This window comes from Nocardia rosealba (assembly GCF_020216065.1).
Taxonomy (GTDB): domain Bacteria; phylum Actinomycetota; class Actinomycetes; order Mycobacteriales; family Mycobacteriaceae; genus Nocardia; species Nocardia rosealba.
This window is the reverse complement of the sequence record NZ_JAIWNA010000004.1, coordinates 52,234-71,689: the sequence shown is the minus strand read 5'-3', so window position 1 is coordinate 71,689 and position 19,456 is coordinate 52,234. Positions and strand designations below refer to the sequence as shown.

The window sequence follows — 19,456 nt, the reverse complement described above, 5'->3', positions numbered from 1 at the left end:
TGTGGGAGCGTGCGTTGCGGAGCCCGAAGTTCATCCGTCAGTTGCTGGCGGTAGCCGTTGTCCTCGCGAGTGCCGGTGCGGCGGTGGTTTCGCCTGCCGCCGCGGCACCCGACGACACGGTTGTCACCGTCGCAGGCGGGCCGATCAGCGGTCGGCACACCAACGGCATCGTCGAATATCTCGGGGTTCCGTTCGCTGCCGCAACTGCGGGCGAAAACCGTTTCGCCCCTCCGCAACCCGCCGCTCCGTGGACGGATGTGCGTGCGGCGGTCGCGCATGGACCGCAGTGTCCGCAGGCTTCTCCGGCGCCGTTCGGACTAGCGCTGCAGGAATCCAGCGAGGACTGCCTGAGCATCGATATATATGTGCCGGAGAACGCCGCAGGCGCGAAACTTCCGGTGATGGTCTGGCTCTACGGTGGCGCCTTCGTACTCGGCTCCAATGCTCAGTACGACTCCCCCGACCGGTTGGTGCGTGAGGGCAAGGTCATCGTGGCCATCCCCAACTACCGGGTCGGCCCGTTCGGTTTCCTCGCGCTGCCCGAACTGGCCGACAGCACCGGCGGCATCACCGGAACGTACGGCACACTCGATCAGCAGGCGGCGCTGCGGTGGGTTCAGGAGAACGCGGCCGCGTTCGGTGGCGACCCCGGAAATGTCACCATCTTCGGCGAATCGGCCGGTGGGATGAGTGTGTGCACACAGCTCGCTTCGCCGCTGGCACAGGGCCTTTTCCACCGGGCGATCATCCAGAGCGGGTCGTGCGCGCGCAGTCCGCTGTCACCGCCGGACAGGGAACTCGCCTTCCAGCGGTCGGCCGACTACGCGGCGAGCCTCGGTTGCCACGATCCGCACACGCGACTGAACTGCCTGCGCGCGCTTCCGGTCGAGAAACTGCTGGATTCGCCCAGCGCCGAACTGCATTCGATGGCGGTCACCTGGAGTCCAGTACAGGACGGGGTCGTGTTGACCTCCACTCCCGAAGAGGCTCTCGCCGCCGGAGCCGCGCGCGATATACCGCTGGTGGTCGGCAGCAATGCCGATGAGGGTGCCGCTTTCATCGCCCTGCTCGACTACCTGAAGGGCACGATCCCCGATGAATCCGATTACCTGACCTGGGCGCAGGAACTGTTCGGCGACAACGCCGGCCAGGTTCTGCACCGATACCCGACGGCCGACTTCCCCTCTGCGGCCAAGGCGAAAGAAAAGGTGCTCACCGACGGGTTCTTCGCTTGCCCAGCGCTTTTCACTACCGAGGCCGCGCGCGCCGGTGGCGCCGAGGTCTGGCAATACCGCTTCAACGAAGCACCGCTCGGCCAGAACCCGTTGCTGCCCGGCGCCTTTCACGCGGCCGAACTCCCCTACGTGTTCACCGATCTGCTCGGCATCCCGATCCCGTTGCCACCGGCAGGCGACCAACTCTCCCGCCGCATTCAGCAGAGCTGGGCCCGGTTCGCCCACACCGGCGATCCGGTGACAGCGGACTTCGCCGACTGGCCGACCACCCCCGGCTCTACCCTCGAAATGAGCAGCGCGGGGATCAGTGCCGGCGAATCCTTTGCCGCCCAGCATCATTGCGACCTGTGGGCGGGAATCAGCCGAATCGGTTAGTCAGAATTTGCCGGTGTGGTGCACCGTCCGGTGGCCGAGCTGGGTCGCGAGTGCGCTGACGAAGGTGTCGTGCAGTGGTGGCCAGTGCCAGAATTCGACAGCCAGTACGCCGAGGGCGAAGTCGTCGGACCAGGTCCAGGCGGTGATCGACGCGGATGTCCGACAGGTTCGACAGGTGACGTCGCCTGCGCCGGTGGTGACCCATTCCTCGATCGCGGCTGAAAAGGGTTGCCAGACATCCGCATCGGCTTGCCATTGATTCGGGTAATCGATGATGACGGTGCGGGTGGCGCAATGCGGGCAGGTGGCGTACTCGGGTTCGGTTTCGCCCTGGCCGCCGTGGTGGGCGTGGCGGCCGACGATGACGGCCACCGGGCCGGGCACCCAATCGGCGCCCCAGTCGTCCGCGACAGCCGCCCACTGCGGCCCGGGGACGTAACCCGCCTCGACCTTCCCGCTGTACATCGACTCGCTGGACATCTCCCGCGTCAGCAAGCCACGCGACACCATCCAGTCCACTGCCCGCGCGCCGAGCGCCTCCGCCTCGGCCACACCCACCTCGACATCGACGATCCGCTCGAAATAGTCACCCACCCACGCATGGTGCCACGGCAGCGGCGCCCGAAAGCACCCGCAGATCGCGAACGCTCGGAACTCGCCCGCTGGCGGGACCAGGGGCGCGGGTGGGATCGCAGCTCAGCGGGAGTAGTCGCGGAAGGTCATGACGCCGCCGACCATGATGGCTACGACCATGAAGAGGTAGACGACGACGCGCAGCCAGGTCGGGCCGTAGAACGTCACCGCCATGGTTGCTCCCAGCGCTGCGAGAATCAGCACCACCCCGTAGAAGGGGGTGCGTTGTTCTCTGTCGACCATGGTTCCAGTGTCCGCCGAATACCCGCGCGGTGCCATGAGCAACAATTCTGCCCGAAATCGGGCAGGGAACTTGGCGGAAACAGTCGCGGCGGGCAAGATTGCGGCGGTGAACGACGGATCCTCGGCGGAGCTGGTGCGGCATGTGGCCATGTCCACGGGGCTTCCGGAGCGGGTCGCAGCTCGGGTGGTCGCCGATATCGTCGGATACTTCGACGAGACGGCCGAGGAGTTCGTGCGCCGCAGGCACGGGGAGTTGCAGGCCCGGCAGGTGCGTAATGCCGAGATCTGGCGGTTGCTCGCGGGCGAACTCGCGCAGCGGCCGGTGGCGGCTCCCCGGTTCACCGAACGGCAGTTGCGGCGCATCGTCTACGGGTAAAGGAGCCGGCATGTGTGGAATCGTCGGGTACGTCGGGCATCGGCAAGCGGTTCCGGTGCTGCTGGAAGGGTTGCATCGGCTCGAGTACCGGGGCTACGACTCGGCGGGTTTGGCGTTGCCGTACCGGGGCAAACTGCGGGTGCGCAAGACGCAGGGCCGGGTCAAGGATCTGCGGGACAAGGGCGACACCGCCACGTTGCCCGGCAATGTCGGCATCGCGCACACCCGATGGGCCACCCACGGCGAGCCGAGTGACGCCAACGCCCACCCGCACACCGACACCAGCAGCCGAATCGCGGTGGTGCACAACGGCATCGTCGAGAACGCCGAACAGCTGCGGTCCGAACTCACCGCACTCGGGGTGCAGCTGGTCTCCGATACCGACACCGAGGCCATCGCGCACCTGATCGCGGCCGAACTCGACGCCACCGACTCGCTCGAGGCTGCCGTCCGCACCGCGCTGCACCGCGTGCAGGGCACCTACGGACTGCTGGTGCTCGACGCGCGCCGACCCGACGAACTGGTCGTGGCCCGCAACGGCAGCCCGATCGTGCTCGGTGTCGGCGACGGCGAGATGTTCATCGCCTCCGATGTCGCCGCCCTGGTGCACCATACCCAGCGGGTGGTGTTCCTCGACGACGGCGAGATCGCCACCCTGCGCGCCGACGGCTTCCGCACCAGCACCCTCGGCGCCGAACCCGAGCAGACCGACAAGGTGCCGACCACCATCGATATGGCCGCCGAGGACTACGCGCTCGGCGGCTACCCCGACTTCATGCGCAAGGAGATCGCCGAGCAGAGCGAGGCCGTGCGCCGGGCCCTGCGCGGACGCCTCGACGACCGCTTCGCCACCGCGCGCCTGGGCGGCCTGAACATGGACGCGCGCGAACTGCGCGGCATCAGCAAGGTGGTGTTCCTCGGTTGCGGGTCGGCCTATTACGCAGGTCAGCTCGGTGCGCAACTGGTGGAGGAGCTCGCCCGCATCCCCGCCACGGCGGAACCGGCCTCGGAGTTCCGCTACCGCAATCCGGTGGTCGACCCCGACGCGCTGTACGTGGCGATCAGCCAATCCGGGGAAACCCTTGACACCCTTGCCGCGGTGCAGGAACTGCAGCGCAAGGGTGGCCGGGTGATCGGTGCGGTGAACGCGGTGGGCAGCGCGATCGCCCGCCAGTGCGGTGCCGGTGTGTTCCTGCACGCGGGCCCCGAGATCTCGGTCGCCTCGACCAAGGCGCTCACCAACATGACGGTGTCGTTCACCATGCTCGCCCTGCTGCTCGGGCGGGTGCGTGACCTCTCGGCCGCCGACGGGCAGCGCATCGTCGACGGTCTTCGCGCCGTGCCCGATGCCATCGATCAGCTGATCGGTGACGAAGCGGCTATCGCCGAGATCGCCCAGCGCTACGCGAAGGCGCGCAGCATGTTCTTCATCGGCCGGGTGCGTGCCTGGCCGGTGGCCCGCGAGGGCGCGCAGAAGCTGAAGGAAGTCAGCTATGTGCACGCCGAGGCGTATCAGGCCTCCGAACTCAAGCACGGCCCGCTCGCGCTGATCGACCCGGAGATGCCGAGTGTGGTGATCGTCCCCGACGACGAACTGCTGGCCAAGAACATCAACACGATCGAGCAGATCAAGGCCCGCGGTGGTCCGGTCATCGCCGTCACCAACGCGGACCTTCCCGACAGCATCGCCGACGACGTGATCCGGGTACCGAAGGTCGCGCCGGAACTCGACCCGATGTTGCTCACCATCCCACTGCAACTGCTGGCCTACCACTGCGCCCTCGCCCTCGGCCGCGACGTGGACAAGCCGCGCAACCTCGCCAAGAGCGTCACCGTCGAATAGGTCAGCGGCTCAGGTCGCGGAACCGCCGCACCGCGAGCGGGAAGAACACCGCGATCAACGCCACCGGCCACGCCACCGCCAGCAGTTCCGCGTGCTCGGCTGCCCAGGAGTCGCCCGCGGCGACCGGGTTGCCGAACAGGCCGCGCACGGCGGTGGCCGTGGCCGACATCGGGTTCCATTCGATGACCGCGCCCAGCCAGGACGGCATCGACTCGGGCGAGGCGATGGCGTTGGACAGGAAACTCAGCGGCCAGATCAGCAGCTGCACGGTCTGCACCAGCTCAGGTTTGCCCGCGACCATCGCCAGATAGATCCCGATCCACAGCATCGCGAAACGCAACAGCAGCAACAGCGCGACGCCGGCCAGGAACGCGGCGGGTCCGTCGTGCCAGCGCCAGCCGATGGCGTATCCGGCCGCGATCATCACGGCCAGGCCGAGCACCGACGACAGCATGTCGGCGACGCTGCGCCCGACCAGCACCGCCGCCGAGTTCATCGGCATCGAACGGAAGCGGTCGATCACGCCCTTGCCGAGGTCCTGGGTCACCGCGACCATGGTGGCATCGAGGCCGAAAACCATTGTCATGGTGAGCATTCCGGGGACCAGGTAGTCGGTGAAGTCGCCGTCGATGCCGCGTCCGCCGCCGATCAGGTAGCCGAACATCAGCAGCATCATCACCGGGAACACCAGGCCGACGCCCACCTGGACGGGTTGGCGCGCCCAGTGCGCGAGTTCGCGCCGGGTCATGGTCCAGGAGTCGGTCAGCGCCGCGCTCAGTGTCGAGGCCGGGTGGGGGTGGGTGACGCTCATGCCGCGTTCTCCTTGGTCAGATGCAGGAACACTTCGTCGAGGGTGGGGCGGCGGATCGCGATGTCCTCCGGTTCGATGCCGTTGTCGCTCAATGCCCGGACGGTTTCGGTGAGGGCGACGATCCGGTCCCCGACGGTGGCGCTGACCATCCGGCGGTCCTCATCGATCACCGGATCGCCGGGGATGAGCGCGGCCGCGCGGGTCAGGTGGGCCGGGTCGCGCAGCACCACGTCGATGCGGTCGCCGCCGGTGTCGGCCTTCAGTTCGTCGGCCGTGCCGTCGGCGATGACCCTGCCGTGGTCGATCACCGAGATGTGGTCGGCCAGCTGATCGGCTTCCTCGAGGTACTGGGTGGTGAGCAGGACGGTGGTGCCACCGTCGACCAGGGAGCGCACCGAGTTCCACACCTCGGTGCGCCCGCGCGGGTCGAGGCCGGTCGTCGGCTCGTCCAGGAACAGCACCCGCGGCGCGGAGATGAGCGAGGCTGCCAGGTCGAGCCGGCGTCGCATACCACCGCTGTACTGCTTGACCGCCTTCTTGCCGGTGTCGGCGAGCCCGAAACGGGCCAGCAGTTCCTGCGCGCGTGCGCTCGCACCGCGTGCGCCCAACCGATAGAGCCGACCGAACATCTCGAGGTTCTGGCGGCCGCTGAGTTCCTCGTCGACGGCGGCGTGCTGGCCGAGCAATCCGATGCGGGCGCGGACCTCGTCGGCCCGGGTGCGCACGTCGAGACCGGCCACCTCCACCCGGCCCTCGTCGGGACGAAGCAGCGTGGCGAGGATACGCACGGCGGTGGTCTTGCCCGCGCCGTTCGGGCCGAGTACGGCGTGCACGGTTCCGGTGCGCACAGCCAGGTCGAGTCCATCGAGCGCCTGTTTCGCGCCGTATTTCTTGCGCAGGCCCTCGACGACTATCTCGTGGTCGCTCACTTCAACCCTCCCATTAATCAAACTTGACTAGGCGGGCCAACGTACGCTCGTGAGCTCAATTAGTCAAACTTGATTACTGGCCTGAGTAGTCAAACTTGATCCGCTGCTACCTTTGGTTGCCACCACACGGAAGGGAGACGGCCATGTCAGCGATCCGGCTGCTGGTTCTCGGCGCGGTCCGTCAGCACGGGCGCGCACACGGCTACCAGGTGCGCAACGACCTGGAGTTCTGGGGCGCCCACGAATGGTCCAACGCCAAACCCGGGTCGATCTACCACGCGCTCAAGCAGTCGGCCAAGCAGGGACTGCTACTCGCCCACGAAGTCGCGCCGAGCACCGTCGGCGGACCTCCGCGCGTCGAGTACGAGCTGACCGAGGCGGGCACCGAGGAGTACTTCACCCTGCTGCGCGAGGCCCTCACCTCCTACGACCAGAAGGTGGACATGCTCTCGGCGGGCATCGGGTTCATGGTCGACCTCCCCCGCGACGAGGTGGTGACCCTGCTCGAACAGCGCATCGGCAAGCTCGAGCAGTGGCGCACCTCGGTGACCGAGTACTACACCCCGGAGCAGGGACCGGGGCAGCTCGGGCACATCGGCGAGATCATGCACATGTGGGTCGACTCGGCCGACAGCGAAGGAAGGTGGACGCGCGGCCTCATCGAGCGCATCGCCGACGGCGCGTACGTGTTCGCCGGTGAGGGCGAGCCCTTCGTGGGCGTTCTCGCCGACGAAGAGCCCAACCCCTTCAGTACCGGACCCCACCCCTTGGACGCACGCTAGCGGTTGTCACACTCGCCGGCGGTGCGTCGTCTCCTCTGTGCCGACCATTCGCGCACACAGGAGAGATGCCATGCCTTTGGATATCAGTAACCCCGTCGACCTGCACGATCCCACCGGATTCGGCTACAGCCATGTCGCGAAGGTGAGCGGTGAGGTCGTGCTGATCGCGGGTCAGTACGACTCGGACGCGCAGGGTCACATCACCACCGACGACTTCGCCGGACAGGTCGAGCGGGCCTTCGCCAACCTCGGAACCGCGCTGCGCTCCGCGGGGCTCGACTACGGTGACGTCGCTCAGCTGCGGACGTTCATCGTCGAGCACGACCTCGACAAGCTGACCGTGCTCGGCAAGCAGATCGCGCGGATCTGGGGTGAGCGGCCGCCCACCCAGACGCTGCTCGGCGTCGCCGCGCTCGCCCTGCCGGGAATGCTGTTCGAGGTGGACGCGCTCGCGGTCCGCGGCTGAGGGTCAGCGGGCGGCGACGGGAACGGTCCAGCTGGTCCGGTCGACGACGCGCAGGGAATGGTCGAGCTCGAAGACCTGGACGAGGGTTTCGGCGAGACCCAGATCGTCGTCGGCCAGGCCGTACAGGGACAGCAGGAAACACGGCTGCCCCGCGACCGGCTCGACCACGACGGGGCAGCCCGAGAGCAGCATGAGAACGGTGGCCAGGTCCTCGGCCTGGTCACCGCAGCCGCAACCGGCCGCGGCCGCCTCGACCAGGTCGCCCGGGCAGCGGACGGCATCGTCGAGGGTGATGCCGTCCCAGTGGTTCCGAGGACCGAACACAGCGCGATCGCTGTGGCTGATCCAGTGCTGCCTGGCGCGAGCGAGGAGCTGGGCGAGCCGCGTCCCGCACCGGTCCCGGTCGAGAACCTCGACGAACAATCGGCACCGATGGCACTCGACGACGCCGACCCGCTCTGCCGCCGTCATGGCGCACCCCGCACAGCGACGCCGCTCATCCCCAGCCGGGGCCGGAGGCCGTGGGACACCGGGGTTCGCACGGTCGTGGCCTCGGGGACCGGGCGCGGTGTGCGACGACGCCACGCGGTGGCCAGCAGCCAGAGCCCGGTGACCAGGCACACCGCCACCGCCGCGATCGCCACGACCAGTGAGGCCGTGACGGCGGTGCCGACCTGCGGCCCACCCGCCCGATACACCAGTACGGCCGCGATGACCGGCCCCGCCATTCCGCCACCCGCGGCGAGCAACACCATCGCCCCGGTGACCAGTTCCGTCACCCGCAACGGCCGCCGCGCACGCACCCGAACCGCCCGATGGCTTCCTCTCAGCGAACCCTTCTCTGCCCCGACCACCATGTCGACAACCCCATTTCATCCTGAGCATCAGCACATTCGAACAGGGAATTGCACGATATAACGTGGAGTAACTTCCGAACGAAAATGAAATAGAAGAGATGCGTGGCGTTCACCAGCAACCGGTCAGCGACGTTCCGGTTCCGACGATGAGTGAGCGCTCATGTGCGCCGTCACAGCCGACAGCGCAGTGCCCGCCGACGCCCTTCCTACTACGCTCGGGGAATGCCAGGACCCCAGGTGCCGCCACCGCGCAACGGTGCGGGACTGCTCTCGCTGGTACTCGGCATCTTCGCGTGCGGATTCTCCGTGATCCCGTTCGCGAGTGAGTTTCTCGCGGTGCCCGCCGCCGTGATCGCGGTCGGCGCGGCGTTCGTCGGCTGGGACCGGATCGAACGCGGGATCGCGACCAATCGCGCCGACACCATCGCCGGCGGCATTCTCGGCGCGCTCGCGCTCGGCGTGGCCACGCTGGTCTACCTTGCGACGCACAGTTAATCCTGTTCGGCCACAACATCTTCCGGTGGCAGGCGGTCCGCACCCCAGCTGCGCCGGATGTATCCGGTGACCCGATCGAGTTCCGCGCGGTCCACGGCCGCCGATTCGCCGGGCTCGAGCGGGTCGAAATGGAAGATGTAGAGCCGCGACGCGAACTGCTCGAAGGGCAGCGACGCTTCGCCGAAGCGTTCGCCGTGGCCCGCGGTACCGACGACCACGCCGTCGCCCCAGTCCTGGCCGCTGTCGTTGTTGGGGTTGTAGAAGTAGACGCGCATCTTGCCCTGCGGGTCGAGGCTCACGCGCAGGATGGTGATCGCGTGCCAGCCGACGAAGCGGGCGGCGCTGTCGGTGACCGCGATACCGGCGGGCTGCGGGTGGATCACCGGCTGATTGCCGTTGTAGAAGGGGTGGTAGCCGGCGTAGAAGTGGCGCTGGAAATCGTCGAGGTCGATGAGGTTGCCGGTGGCGACGTCGACATTGATGCGGAAACCCCGCCCGGACCACCACCCGTGGAATTCGGGGTTGATCCAGCGATGCGGGTCGCCCTCACGGCCCGCGCACCGGCGGCCCATTTCGGCGTAGATGCGGTCCAGATGCGGCACGACCAGTAGCGATACCGGATCGAGGTCGTGGTGCAGCAGAGCGTTCACCTGGTCGCCGTGCTCGCGTGAGGACAGCGGCTGACCTTCGAAGTGCATGACGATCTCGTCGTCGCGCGCGGCCCACACCACCGATTGCAGCAGGTAGTCGGGATCGTTGTAGGCCCACATCGACAGGGCCCGCGCCGATTGACAGGTGGGGTTGTCGCCCTGGCCGATGCCGAGCGGCTGACCGAGCACCGACAGCACCCCCGCGAGCAACCGCGCGCGCGGGTCGGGCACGGCACCGAACACCTGCGTCAACCGCTGCTGTGAATGCGGTGAGAGGCGCAGCGACAGTTGCCGCCACAGCGCGGGCGCCACCGGCGGCTGATAGAGGATGCCGCGCTCGAGCAGCAATGCCAAACCGTAGACACACTGCGCGGTTTCGACGAAAACGGCCTGCTCGATCAAGGTGCGGACGAGTTCGTGGTAGCAGAGCAGGCTGTCGCGGCCGGTGCTCGACAGGCCCATCGCCTCGCCGAGCAGATATTCACCCTTGCCGAGCAGAAAGCGAAGCAGCACAGCGTGATACGGCGATACGAGGCCGGTGTCGTGCATGGAGCGCGCGAAACCTGTCGCCTCGTACTGCAACGCGCTGTCGTCCATGGATTCGAGCCGGGCGCGGTAGATCTCGACGCCGGGATCCTCCCGGCACCCCTCGGTGGTGCCGTAGAGGCTACTGATGAGCCGATCCGCTCCGAGACCGCTTGCCCCCAGATCGACATCAGGATTGGCTCTGGCCACCGCGATCTGGGTGATCATCCGCTTCACCGCGTCCACCTGGATGGGCCGCTGTCGCAGAATGCGCCAGATCTCGTCCACCAGATTCTCGAGCACCTTCTCGTACCCGACCTCGGCGACCAGGTAGTGCAGCAGTTCGCGCGACACCTGCGCCATCCGCCCCTGCTGCTCTCGCTCGGCCTCCGTGGGCGGCGAGAACAGCAGCGACAGATTCACCGCGAGCACCTGCGACAGGTGCTCAGTGGCCGCCGCGGCCGAGATCAGCGGATGCTCGTAATCACCCTTGGCCACGGCGAGCAACCGCAGATCGCTCACCGCCTCCACCACAACGGTGTCGGCGTTGGCGCTGCGCAGCGAACCGGTGCTCAGCGCGGGAATGAGAATCTGCGGCTGCGCCCAATCGGTGCCGAGGAACAGGCCTGCCGCCTCGAGGCGCTGCGCTCGCTCGCGCACCGCCGCACACCCGCCCGGCACCAGCAGTACCCGGCGCAGCGCGTCGAGCACTCTCGGCAGCTTCACCTGCTTGCCGAATTCGCCGGTGTCGTGCAGGGCCCCGGTGGCGTGGTCGAGGGTGGCGAGACGCTTGTCGAGCGTCGCCTGGTCGCTTGGACTCAATCGCCGATCCGATCAGATGTAGAAGTCGAGCTCTTCTTGTCGCTTCAGCAGATCCCGCAGAGTGTACGGGTCGTCACCGAAGAAATAGAGCAGGCCCCAATGGTTGCCGAAAGCCGTTCGCTTGGTGACTTTCTCGGCCAACGGCTCGGTGAGCTCGTGGGACTCGAAGTAGTCGTGGTCCTCGGTTTCCGGCGGAATCGACAGCTGGCTGACCACCCGCCTGCGCGGATACACCCCGAAGCACCCGGCGTGCCCGGTGGCGTCGACGACTTCCTTCGGGAAGAAGGCGTCGATCTCCTCGTCGGTGGTCTTCGGGTCGAAGGCCAGCACCAGCGCGTGATAGGCGTTGAAACCGTAGGTGCGTTCGAGCAGTTCGAACACCTTGAAGCCCGGCGGCCGATAGGCGACCTCGCCGAAATACATCTCACCGTCGCTGGTGACGAAGTACTCGGGATGGATGAAGCCGAACTCGATATCGAAAGTCTTGATGAGCTTTTCGACCTGACGGGTGATCTCCGGCCGGTATTTCTCGAGCTCCGGAGTGGCCGGGACGAACACCGAATAGCCGAGGGTGACGTATTCGGAGATGTTGAGAAAGCAGATGCGGCCCTTGTGTACCCAGGCCTCCACCGCGAACTCCCAGCCGTCGAGATGCGATTCCATCAGCATCGGGAACTCGTCGTCGGGGATGGTGTCGATCTCGTCGGGCGTGCGGATCACGCGGTGACCCAGGCAGCCCGCCTTGTCGAACGCCTTGAGGTGGATCGGGTCGTTGGGGTCACCGTCGAGCTTGAGCAGGGTCTGATTGACCCGCTTGAGGAAACGGGCCACGTCGTCGCGGTCGTGTGCCTCCTCGAAGATGCCGACCCGGATGCCGCCGAGCTGGGCGCGCCGCTTCATCAGCGACTTGTCGCGCAGCAGCATGGCCTGCCCGAGCAGGCGGGGGTTGTCGAGCAGCACCGAATTGATCGCGCCTGCCCATTCGACGGTTTCCTCGAAGATCGGAATGGCGACGTCGACGCCCAGATCCTTCAGCGTTTCCGCGATCTCCATCGAACGATCGTTGAGACGTTCGAAATCCCATGGAATATAGGGAATGTCGTGTTCTGTGCAATAATCTTGCGCCCATGCGGGGGCTACCACGATGTAGCGCCGATCGAAACGATCGACAGCCGCTACGGCGTTCAAACTCCAGCCCAAAAGGGCGATATAGCCTTTGTTCGGATTTCGACTCTGGGATTCGTCAGCGGAAATCGACAAACCTTATCCCTTCTCGATCGACAGCCGACAGGCTGCCAACCGAGAATTACCCAGTTCGGGCGAGCGGAATCATGACGAAGCTGTGACCGGCCGCCCGAGCGGGCGGCCGGTCACCCGAAATCGCCTAGCCCAGGCGGGTTTCGATCGCTTCGATGATGCGCGGGCGCAGGTCGGCGACGCTGACGATCGCGTCGACCGAACCGACCTCCACCGCGCGCTGGATGTTGTGCACGCGGTCGAATTCGGCGGCCACGTCGCCCAGCTTCTCCGCGCGGACCGACGACCGGAGTTCGTCGAGTTCGGCGGCCAGGGTCGCCCGGTCGGTGCCCGAGGCGTTGGCCACGCGCGCCTCCAGTTCGCCGATCCGGGGATCGGCGGCGGTGCGGGCGTTGACCTCACCGGCGAACACCACGGCGGCGGCGGGCGCGCCACCGAGCACCGAGGCGAACGAGCCTTCCAGGGCGAGCACGGTCATGTTCGGGTTCAGCGCCTTCGAGAAGACGACGAACGCGCCGCCGTGGTAGCGCGAGATCACGCAGAACACGATGGGGCCGTCGAAATTGACGATGGCACGGCCGATTTCGGCACCGTACTCGAGCTGCAGCTTGCGCATCGACTCCGGCGAACCGTCGAAGCCCGACAGGTTCGCCAGCACGACAAGCGGACGGTTCCCGCTGGCCGCGTTGATCGCGCGGGCGGCCTTCTTCGACGAGCGCGGGAATAGGGTGCCCGCGGTGTAGGTGTCGGGACCGTCGGTCGGCACCAGGCCGCGACGCGCCACATTGCGCGACTCGATACCCAGCAGGCACACCGGGATTCCGCCGAGGTGCGCGTCCTGCACCACGGCGGTCTCGGCGTCGGCCATGCCCGCCCAGCGTTCCAGCACCGGGTGGTCCTGGTCGGCCAGCGCGCGCATCACCGTGCGAATGTCGAAGGGCTTCTTGCGATCCGGGTTCGCGGCCGCCGAGAAGATCTCGCCGACGGTGGCGAAGGTGCTGTCCGCCAACACATGCGGGAAGCTCGAGATGTCCCGGTCGACGGGGTCGGTGCTGGTGGCCCGGCGCGGTGCGGACTCACCGGGGACGACGTAGGTGTGCTCGTAGTGCGACATCAGCACATCGCGTGCCGCGCCGAGGTTCGGCGCCCAGTACTGCGCCTGACCGTTGGGGCCCATCACCCGGTCGTAGCCGCCGATGCCGAAGTTGTCCTCGGCCGACACACCACCGGAGAAGTCCAGCGACTGCTTGCCGGTGAGCACCATCGCCGAATCCGGGGTCATCACCAACACGCCCTTGGTGTGCATGAGCATGGTGGCCTCGGCGTTCCAGTACGGCTGGGCGCCGACGTTGATGCCGGCCACGACGATGTTGATCTCGCCGCCGTCCTGGGTGAATTCGACGATCCGCTTGAGCGCGGCCGCGACCCAGTCCATGTTCTCGGTGCCCGAGCTCATCGAAATACGAGCACCCGAGGACAGGGCGTACCACTCCAGCGGCAAACGCATCTGCTCGGCCAGATCCAGTGCCGCGATCACCCGGCGGCACTCCGGCTCCGACAGGGCGCCGAGGGATTTGGTCGGGTCACCGAGCAGCAGCACCCGGGTGACGCCCTCGGGGTGACGCGGGGTCGGCGTGGTGACCACACCGGCCACGAGCGCCGCCTTGTTGTGGCCCTTCGGCCGGTCGACGGGGACGAGCGCATGGTTCTCGTCGAGGTCGTACTCGGTGAATTCGCCGAGCAGTCCGGTCAATTCGTAGGGGTAGACCGTGTTGCGGGCCGCCGCGCGCAGCACCTTCTGGCGGTATTCGTCGAGCGGTTCGACGGCTTCGTCGGTCCGCTCGCCGACCGTCACCTCGGTGCCGCCGGTGGCGTCGAAGGAGATGCGCACAACGATCTTGTTCAGCTCGCCGGTCTGCGGATCGCGCTGGCGGGCGATGAGCAGGATCTCCTCGAGGCCGACACCCGCCGCCGACGGCAGCACGTGACCACCGATGGTCTCGAGTTCGGCCCGGGTGACGTCCATCGGCGGCCAGATGTACATCACGATGCGGTTGGTGTTGAGCCGCTTGGCCGACGGGCGCCGCGACTGGGCCCGGCGGATCGAATCGACACAGGTGGCGATGGCGCTCTCGGCCGTCGGCAACGCGACCAGCCTGCCGTCCTGCTCACGCAGCGCCGCCAGGTCACGCACCTGGGCGAAGGCGATCAGGCGGTCGTCGGAGGGGTTCTCCTTGGCCACGGCACGGAACAGGTACACCTCTTCGTCCGAGGACGACAGGCGGGTGAGGTCGAACTTGCGCAACCGCTCCATCTGCATGCGCTGCGCGATGTAGGGGTGCAGGCCACGGATCAGCCGCTCCTCGGCCATGCCGGTGACCGAGGGACGGAAAGTGAAGTGGTGGTGCATGACCGAGCCGCCGCTGCCCGCGACGGTGGCGGTGATGCGGTGCACCTGGTTCGGTTGCGGATGCCCGCCGAGTACCTCCTGCAGGGCAACTGCCATCGCGTCGAAGTCCTCGGGCTGATCCTCCCAGCTGAGGTAGATGTCGGCGTCGATGGACACCGCGCCGCGGGCCAGCTCGGCCAGCCCGTCCAGGGCGGTACCGAGCGCGGCGAAGCTCACCGCGGTCGACACCAGGCTCGACCCGGCGCGTTCGGCGACGACGAAGGTGGTCGCGCCGACCTGCTCGGTGCGAACCCCGGTGATGCCCTTGTTGCCGTAGTAGCGGCGGGTGAGCACCTCGAGCATGGCGGTGTGGTCGGGCTTGCCGCGCTGCAGCCGCTGGCCGAGCAACCGGACGAGCGGTTCGGTGCTGCGCACCATCTCCGCGATCCGCTCGGTGCGGTCGGAGGCCTGCGGGTTGGCGTCGAGGTAGCTCAGGTGCCTGCGGACATTGGTGTAGACGCGGGCGCGGTTGCGGCGCAGCAGCGGCTGGCCGTACCAGGCGTACACCAGACCGCGGGCGAGGTCGGCGACCACGGGGAAACGGACCTGGGTGGCGGCGACGAGCCGTTCGAGGGCAAGACCCACCGGCTCGCGCAGCACCTGATCGGGCATGGGCTCGGTGAGCCATTCGCGCAGCAGTGTGGTGATCACCGCGCCGGTCTCGGCGGGCCGCTGCTGGACCAGGAAGATCCGGAAGACGGCGGCCTCGAGATCGGGCGTGCGATCCAGTTCGGTGATGCCGTAGTGGCCGAGCGCGGCCGACAGCTTGGCCTGGTAGGACTCGGGCAGCCCGGCCCGCTCCACGTCCAGGCTCTGCAGGTAGGTGTGGAAGTACTCGCGGGCGCTGTGCACGTGGCTGTGGGCGCCGTCGTCGTCGGCGGGCCGGTTGTGGCTCAGTTCGGCGAGGTCTGCGAAGACCTGCACCAGTTCGAGTTCCTCGCCGAGCGGGCGGATGTTGTCGGCGACGGTTTCCTTGCGCGCGGTGACGTAGTCGTCGAGCACGCGGCTGTTGTCGTGCGGGTCGACGTCGAAGCCGAGCAGCAGGCTGCGCAGGTCCTGGAGCCCGCGCGACATCCGCTCGTGCGGGCTGCGCGGGGTCGGCTCGGCGGGCAGGTCGAGGACGACCGTGCCGGTGGCGGCGGTCTCCTCGGCGTCGTCGTCGGCCAGCGGTTCCAGGCGCAGCAGCGGCGCACCCGTCTCCACCTGGGTACCGACCGAGACCGCGCATTCCTTGAGGCGGGCGCGGAACGGCGCGCGCAGCACGGTTTCCATCTTCATCGACTCGAGCACGAGCACCGGCGCACCGGCCTCGACCTCGGCGCCGACTTCCAGCGGGGTGCCGACGACGAGCGCGGGCGCGGGCGACCGGACCACGCCGCCCTCGTCGCGGCTGATGCGGTGGGTGATGCCGTCGACATCGACCACGTGGGTGGGGCCGTGGGTGCCGGTGATCAGGCGGTACCGGGTGCCGTTGACGACGATCTGGCCGGTGTGGCGATCGAAACGATCGAGGTCCACGTCGGCGGTGCGCAGGTCGGCGCCGGCCTCGATGCCGACGCGGAAACGGTGCGCGCCGATGCGGGCCACCCGCACGCGGTAGCTCGCGCCGCGCAGTTTCAGGTCGAGCGGGCGACCGCTCTGGTGCTGCACCTGCGGACGGCCACCGGACGCGGTCGACAGCAGCCGATGTTGTTCGGCGCGTTCGTCTTCCTCGTAGGCGTCGATCGCGGCGACGGCCAGCGCGACGGTGGAGTGGCGGTGGGTGACCAGGCGGCCCTCGCCGCGCACGCGGTCGATCCAGCCGGTGTCGGCGCTGGCGTCGATCACCTCGGGCTGGTCGAGCAGGTCGAGCACGAAGCTCTTGTTGGTGGCACCGCCCTCGATGACGACGCGGGTCTCGGCCATGGCCCGGCGCAAACGGCCGAGCGCCTCGTCGCGGTCGCGACCGTAGGCGATGATCTTGGCGATCATCGAGTCGAAGTCGGCGGGGATGGTGTCGCCTTCGCTGACACCGGTGTCGACACGGATGCCGGGGCCCGCGGGCAGGTCGAGGCGGACGATGCGGCCCGGGGCGGGCGCGAAATCGCGGTCCGGGTCCTCGGCGTTGAGGCGGGCCTCGATGGCGTGGCCGCGCTCGGCGGGCGCGGCGCCCTCGAGCTTGATCCCCGAGGCGACGCGGATCTGGGCGTGCACGAGGTCGAAACCGGTGGTGATCTCGGTGATCGGGTGCTCGACCTGCAGCCGGGTGTTCACCTCGAGGAACGCGAACAGCTGATCGCCGGGGTGGTAGAGGAATTCGACGGTGGCCGCGCCGCAGTAGCCGACGGCGATCGCGAGCCGCTCGGCCGAGGCCTTCAGATCGGCGGTCTGCTCGGCGCTCAGCACCGGCGACGCCGACTCCTCGATGACCTTCTGGTTGCGCCGCTGCACCGAGCAGTCGCGCACGCCAAGTGCCCACGCGCTGCCCTGACCGTCGGCGATCACCTGGACCTCGACGTGGCGGGCGCCGGTGACCAGGCGCTCGAGGAACACCACGCCGCTGCCGAAGGCGCGGGCGGCTTCCTGCTTGGTGCGCTCGTAGGCGTCGACGAGCTCGGCTTCGTTGGTGATGACGCGGATACCGCGCCCACCACCACCGGCCGTGGCCTTCAACATCAGCGGGTATCCGATGCGGGCCGCGGCCTCGATGGCGTCGTCGATGGTGTCGACCGGGCCGCGGCTCCACGGCGCCACCGGGACGCCGACTTCCTCGGCGATCAGCTTGGCGCCGATCTTGTCGCCCAGCTTGCGCATGGCGTCGGCGCTCGGGCCGATGAAGGTGACACCGATGTGGTCACACAGCTCGGCGAAGGCCGGGTCCTCGGCGACGAAGCCCCAGCCGACCCACGCGGCGTCGGCCTTGGTGGCGACCAGTGCCTTCTCGAGGGCCTTGAGATCGAGGTACGGGCGGGCCGCGGCGGGCCCGAGGTCGTAGGCGATGTCGGCCTCGCGCACGAAGGTCGCGGTGCGGTCGACGTCGGTGTGCAGGGCTACCGTTTCGATCGGTAGTCCTGTCGCCGCCGCCAGATCACGCACGGCATGGATGAGGCGCATGGCGGCCTCTCCCCTATTCACGATGGCGATACGGCTGAACACTCGCCGACTCCTTCCACAATTCTCCAAGGACCTGGCCCGGACGGGTGAGGTTGCGAAACTCGCGATTGCTGGCAGTCTGCCCTCTTCTGCCACGTATGTGTACCGCGAGGCAGGGTTACCCGCACGTATCGTTGTCCGAAGCGGCAGTACGCGTCTGGCGATACAGTCGTATATCGCCGCGTGGCAGAGATGATTACGGATGGCGAGCCGATTTCGTTCGAGCCCGAACGCGCGTCAGCGCCGCGCGCCCGGATCGGGCGGCGGCGCTGACGGGGACTGCCGGGCGGCGAACTAGGCCATGGCGAACACGGTCTCGTCGTACTCGATGACGTCGTCCACGAGGCGGCGAGGAGTGGATTCCAGGGGTGCGGCGGCGTGGGGCATGACGCCGAGGCGGACCATCACATGCGGGAAGGCGCATTCCTGCAGGACCGTGGTGCGGATCTGGTCGCGCAGATCGAGCATGCCGAGGGGTTCGGACTGCAGACTGGTGGCGAGACCGAGCCGGGTGGCTTCGAGCAGGATGGCGCTCGTCGCCTCGCCCGCCCGCAGCTGGGAGAGCCGGGTGTCGCGGGGGGTACACACCACCAGCCAGTGCGCGGCGTCGGGCTCGTCGGTGTACTCCGACAGCCGCGCGTCGGCGAAGACCCGCACCGGTAGTTCGTCGGGGCGGCGAGGTGCGGGGGCGTTGTGGGCGGGCACACCGGTGAGCTCACCGTGGCAACCGCTCCATTCGCTCAGTTCCGCGAGGTAGTCACCGTCGACGGCGTGCCGGGCGGCGGCCGAGCGCATGGGTTCGGCCAGTTCGGGCAGCAGCATGTCCGGGACGTGGCGGGCCGCGGCGCCGAACCGTGCGGCACAGCGCGACACCGTACGCAGGTCGCGCGCCGGGATGGGCAGGTCGGGAAAGCGGCGGCGATCCGAGCGTCGCACATGGATGGCGGCGGCCAGCCGGATGTCGTGGTCGCTCGGCGAGCGCGGGGTGAGTTCGACCCGCGCGAGGTGATCGGTCCGCGCGGGGTCGGGCAGTCGTTCGACGACCGCGTGCCAGCCCAGCATCGCGAACGCGACGGTCAGATGGTGCAGCGCGGCACCGCAGCTCACCGTCAGCGCACGGGCGCGCGGATCGGTCGCGCCGACCTGTCGGCCGAAATCGGCGAACAGGTCGACGCGGCCGTGACCGATGCGCCACCGCCACGGTTGGGTGTTGTGCACCGACGGTGCTCGCACGGCCATCTCCACCGCGTCACGGCACGTCTGTGTGCTGGGTCTTTTGCGAAGCAATGTCCGCCCCCGACTTCCTCTTGGCGAATACTCCATCTCGTCGAGCTCGGTAACCGACCCTAGGCGCGCCACCTGGCACTTTCCATGTGATCTGGGCCGTTGACCAGTTCGTGACCTGAGCAGGGATCGGCCAGAACCCCCGTCGATCGCCGAATCCTGCGCCTACTCCCCCATCACGAGGACGGGCGGCAGTGGCGAAGCTCGCACCTGCGGTTATCTCGTCGTGACCGGCGCCGACAAACTCTACCCTTACGGGAGGGTAGAGTTTGTCGATCGCACGGGCGTCCGC

16 protein-coding genes are annotated in these 19,456 nt (G+C 68.0%); 6 read left to right on the top strand and 10 right to left on the bottom strand.

Annotated elements, in window-relative coordinates; all coding sequences use genetic code 11:
* The first annotated feature begins 14 nt into the window (after positions 1-14).
* Positions 15-1,610: a carboxylesterase/lipase family protein gene (locus LDL21_RS17120; RefSeq protein ID WP_225280926.1), complete on the top strand. Its 1,596-nt coding sequence runs from the start codon at positions 15-17 to the stop codon at positions 1,608-1,610.
* Here the strand turns inward: LDL21_RS17120 and LDL21_RS17115 are convergent, their stop codons facing one another.
* Both LDL21_RS17115 and LDL21_RS17110 read right to left on the bottom strand, forming a co-directional pair.
* A complete protein-coding gene (locus LDL21_RS17115; RefSeq protein WP_225280924.1) occupies positions 1,611-2,204 on the bottom strand; it encodes a hypothetical protein in 594 nt (197 codons plus the stop codon).
* 102 nt (positions 2,205-2,306) lie between these two features.
* Positions 2,307-2,486, bottom strand: coding sequence for a hypothetical protein (locus LDL21_RS17110; RefSeq protein WP_067497001.1), 180 nt, complete (start codon positions 2,484-2,486; stop codon positions 2,307-2,309).
* Positions 2,487-2,592: 106 nt separating this feature from the next.
* Between LDL21_RS17110 and LDL21_RS17105 the strand changes: the two genes are divergently transcribed.
* Together LDL21_RS17105 and glmS are read left to right on the top strand one after the other, a co-directional pair.
* Complete coding sequence (locus LDL21_RS17105; protein WP_225280923.1) at positions 2,593-2,862, top strand: hypothetical protein; 270 nt, start codon at positions 2,593-2,595, stop codon at positions 2,860-2,862.
* A gap of 10 nt (positions 2,863-2,872) precedes the next feature.
* A complete protein-coding gene (gene glmS / locus LDL21_RS17100) occupies positions 2,873-4,705 on the top strand; it encodes a glutamine--fructose-6-phosphate transaminase (isomerizing) (RefSeq protein WP_225280921.1) in 1,833 nt (610 codons plus the stop codon).
* A gap of 1 nt (position 4,706) precedes the next feature.
* Here the strand turns inward: glmS and LDL21_RS17095 are convergent, their stop codons facing one another.
* The gene (locus LDL21_RS17095) at positions 4,707-5,516 is read right to left on the bottom strand and encodes an ABC transporter permease (RefSeq protein WP_225280920.1); all 810 of its coding nucleotides are present in this window, start codon (positions 5,514-5,516) and stop codon (positions 4,707-4,709) included.
* Positions 5,513-6,445: an ATP-binding cassette domain-containing protein gene (locus tag LDL21_RS17090; RefSeq protein ID WP_225280918.1), complete on the bottom strand. Its 933-nt coding sequence runs from the start codon at positions 6,443-6,445 to the stop codon at positions 5,513-5,515. Before LDL21_RS17090 ends, LDL21_RS17095 begins: the two co-directional genes overlap by 4 nt.
* A gap of 143 nt (positions 6,446-6,588) precedes the next feature.
* On the opposite strand from LDL21_RS17090, the gene LDL21_RS17085 reads away from it, so the two are divergent.
* Together LDL21_RS17085 and LDL21_RS17080 are read left to right on the top strand one after the other, a co-directional pair.
* Positions 6,589-7,227: a PadR family transcriptional regulator gene (locus LDL21_RS17085; protein ID WP_225280916.1), complete on the top strand. Its 639-nt coding sequence runs from the start codon at positions 6,589-6,591 to the stop codon at positions 7,225-7,227.
* 70 nt (positions 7,228-7,297) lie between these two features.
* Positions 7,298-7,693, top strand: coding sequence for a RidA family protein (locus LDL21_RS17080; RefSeq protein WP_225280915.1), 396 nt, complete (start codon positions 7,298-7,300; stop codon positions 7,691-7,693).
* 3 nt (positions 7,694-7,696) lie between these two features.
* Here the strand turns inward: LDL21_RS17080 and LDL21_RS17075 are convergent, their stop codons facing one another.
* Both LDL21_RS17075 and LDL21_RS17070 read right to left on the bottom strand, forming a co-directional pair.
* Positions 7,697-8,164 carry a hypothetical protein gene (locus LDL21_RS17075; protein WP_181697803.1) on the bottom strand — a complete coding sequence of 156 codons (468 nt, stop codon included), beginning with the start codon at positions 8,162-8,164 and terminating at the stop codon, positions 7,697-7,699.
* Entirely contained in the window at positions 8,161-8,550 is a 390-nt protein-coding gene (locus tag LDL21_RS17070) for a hypothetical protein (protein WP_225280913.1), read from the bottom strand. Before LDL21_RS17070 ends, LDL21_RS17075 begins: the two co-directional genes overlap by 4 nt.
* Before the next feature lie 222 nt (positions 8,551-8,772).
* Here LDL21_RS17070 and LDL21_RS17065 point away from each other — a divergent pair, with 222 nt between their 5' ends.
* Positions 8,773-9,045 carry a hypothetical protein gene (locus LDL21_RS17065; protein ID WP_181697801.1) on the top strand — a complete coding sequence of 91 codons (273 nt, stop codon included), beginning with the start codon at positions 8,773-8,775 and terminating at the stop codon, positions 9,043-9,045.
* Here the strand turns inward: LDL21_RS17065 and LDL21_RS17060 are convergent.
* The 4 genes from LDL21_RS17060 to LDL21_RS17045 all read right to left on the bottom strand — a co-directional run bounded on the left by LDL21_RS17060 (position 9,042) and on the right by LDL21_RS17045 (position 19,203).
* Positions 9,042-11,042, bottom strand: a complete 2,001-nt coding sequence (locus LDL21_RS17060; RefSeq protein WP_225280911.1) for a hypothetical protein — start codon at positions 11,040-11,042, stop codon at positions 9,042-9,044. The two genes, LDL21_RS17065 and LDL21_RS17060, sit on opposite strands and share 4 nt — an antisense overlap.
* Before the next feature lie 12 nt (positions 11,043-11,054).
* Entirely contained in the window at positions 11,055-12,095 is a 1,041-nt protein-coding gene (locus LDL21_RS17055) for an ATP-grasp domain-containing protein (protein ID WP_225280910.1), read from the bottom strand.
* 331 nt (positions 12,096-12,426) lie between these two features.
* Positions 12,427-17,883, bottom strand: a complete 5,457-nt coding sequence (locus LDL21_RS17050; RefSeq protein ID WP_225280908.1) for an ATP-binding protein — start codon at positions 17,881-17,883, stop codon at positions 12,427-12,429.
* 291 nt (positions 17,884-18,174) lie between these two features.
* Positions 18,175-19,203, bottom strand: coding sequence for an Acg family FMN-binding oxidoreductase (locus LDL21_RS17045; protein WP_443678046.1), 1,029 nt, complete (start codon positions 19,201-19,203; stop codon positions 18,175-18,177).
* Positions 19,204-19,456 lie beyond the last annotated feature (253 nt).

Bases quoted from the DNA above. Each gene is read 5' to 3' on its own strand.
- glmS (WP_225280921.1), top strand. From the start codon at position 2,873: ATGTGTGGAATCGTCGGGTACGTCGGGCATCGGCAAGCGGTTCCGGTG.
- LDL21_RS17065 (WP_181697801.1), top strand. From the start codon at position 8,773: ATGCCAGGACCCCAGGTGCCGCCACCGCGCAACGGTGCGGGACTGCTC.
- LDL21_RS17070 (WP_225280913.1), bottom strand. From the start codon at position 8,550: ATGGTGGTCGGGGCAGAGAAGGGTTCGCTGAGAGGAAGCCATCGGGCG.
- LDL21_RS17045 (WP_443678046.1), bottom strand. From the start codon at position 19,203: ATGGAGTATTCGCCAAGAGGAAGTCGGGGGCGGACATTGCTTCGCAAA.
- LDL21_RS17110 (WP_067497001.1), bottom strand. From the start codon at position 2,486: ATGGTCGACAGAGAACAACGCACCCCCTTCTACGGGGTGGTGCTGATT.
- LDL21_RS17095 (WP_225280920.1), bottom strand. From the start codon at position 5,516: ATGAGCGTCACCCACCCCCACCCGGCCTCGACACTGAGCGCGGCGCTG.
- LDL21_RS17080 (WP_225280915.1), top strand. From the start codon at position 7,298: ATGCCTTTGGATATCAGTAACCCCGTCGACCTGCACGATCCCACCGGA.
- LDL21_RS17075 (WP_181697803.1), bottom strand. From the start codon at position 8,164: ATGACGGCGGCAGAGCGGGTCGGCGTCGTCGAGTGCCATCGGTGCCGA.
- LDL21_RS17055 (WP_225280910.1), bottom strand. From the start codon at position 12,095: ATGGAGATCGCGGAAACGCTGAAGGATCTGGGCGTCGACGTCGCCATT.
- LDL21_RS17085 (WP_225280916.1), top strand. From the start codon at position 6,589: ATGTCAGCGATCCGGCTGCTGGTTCTCGGCGCGGTCCGTCAGCACGGG.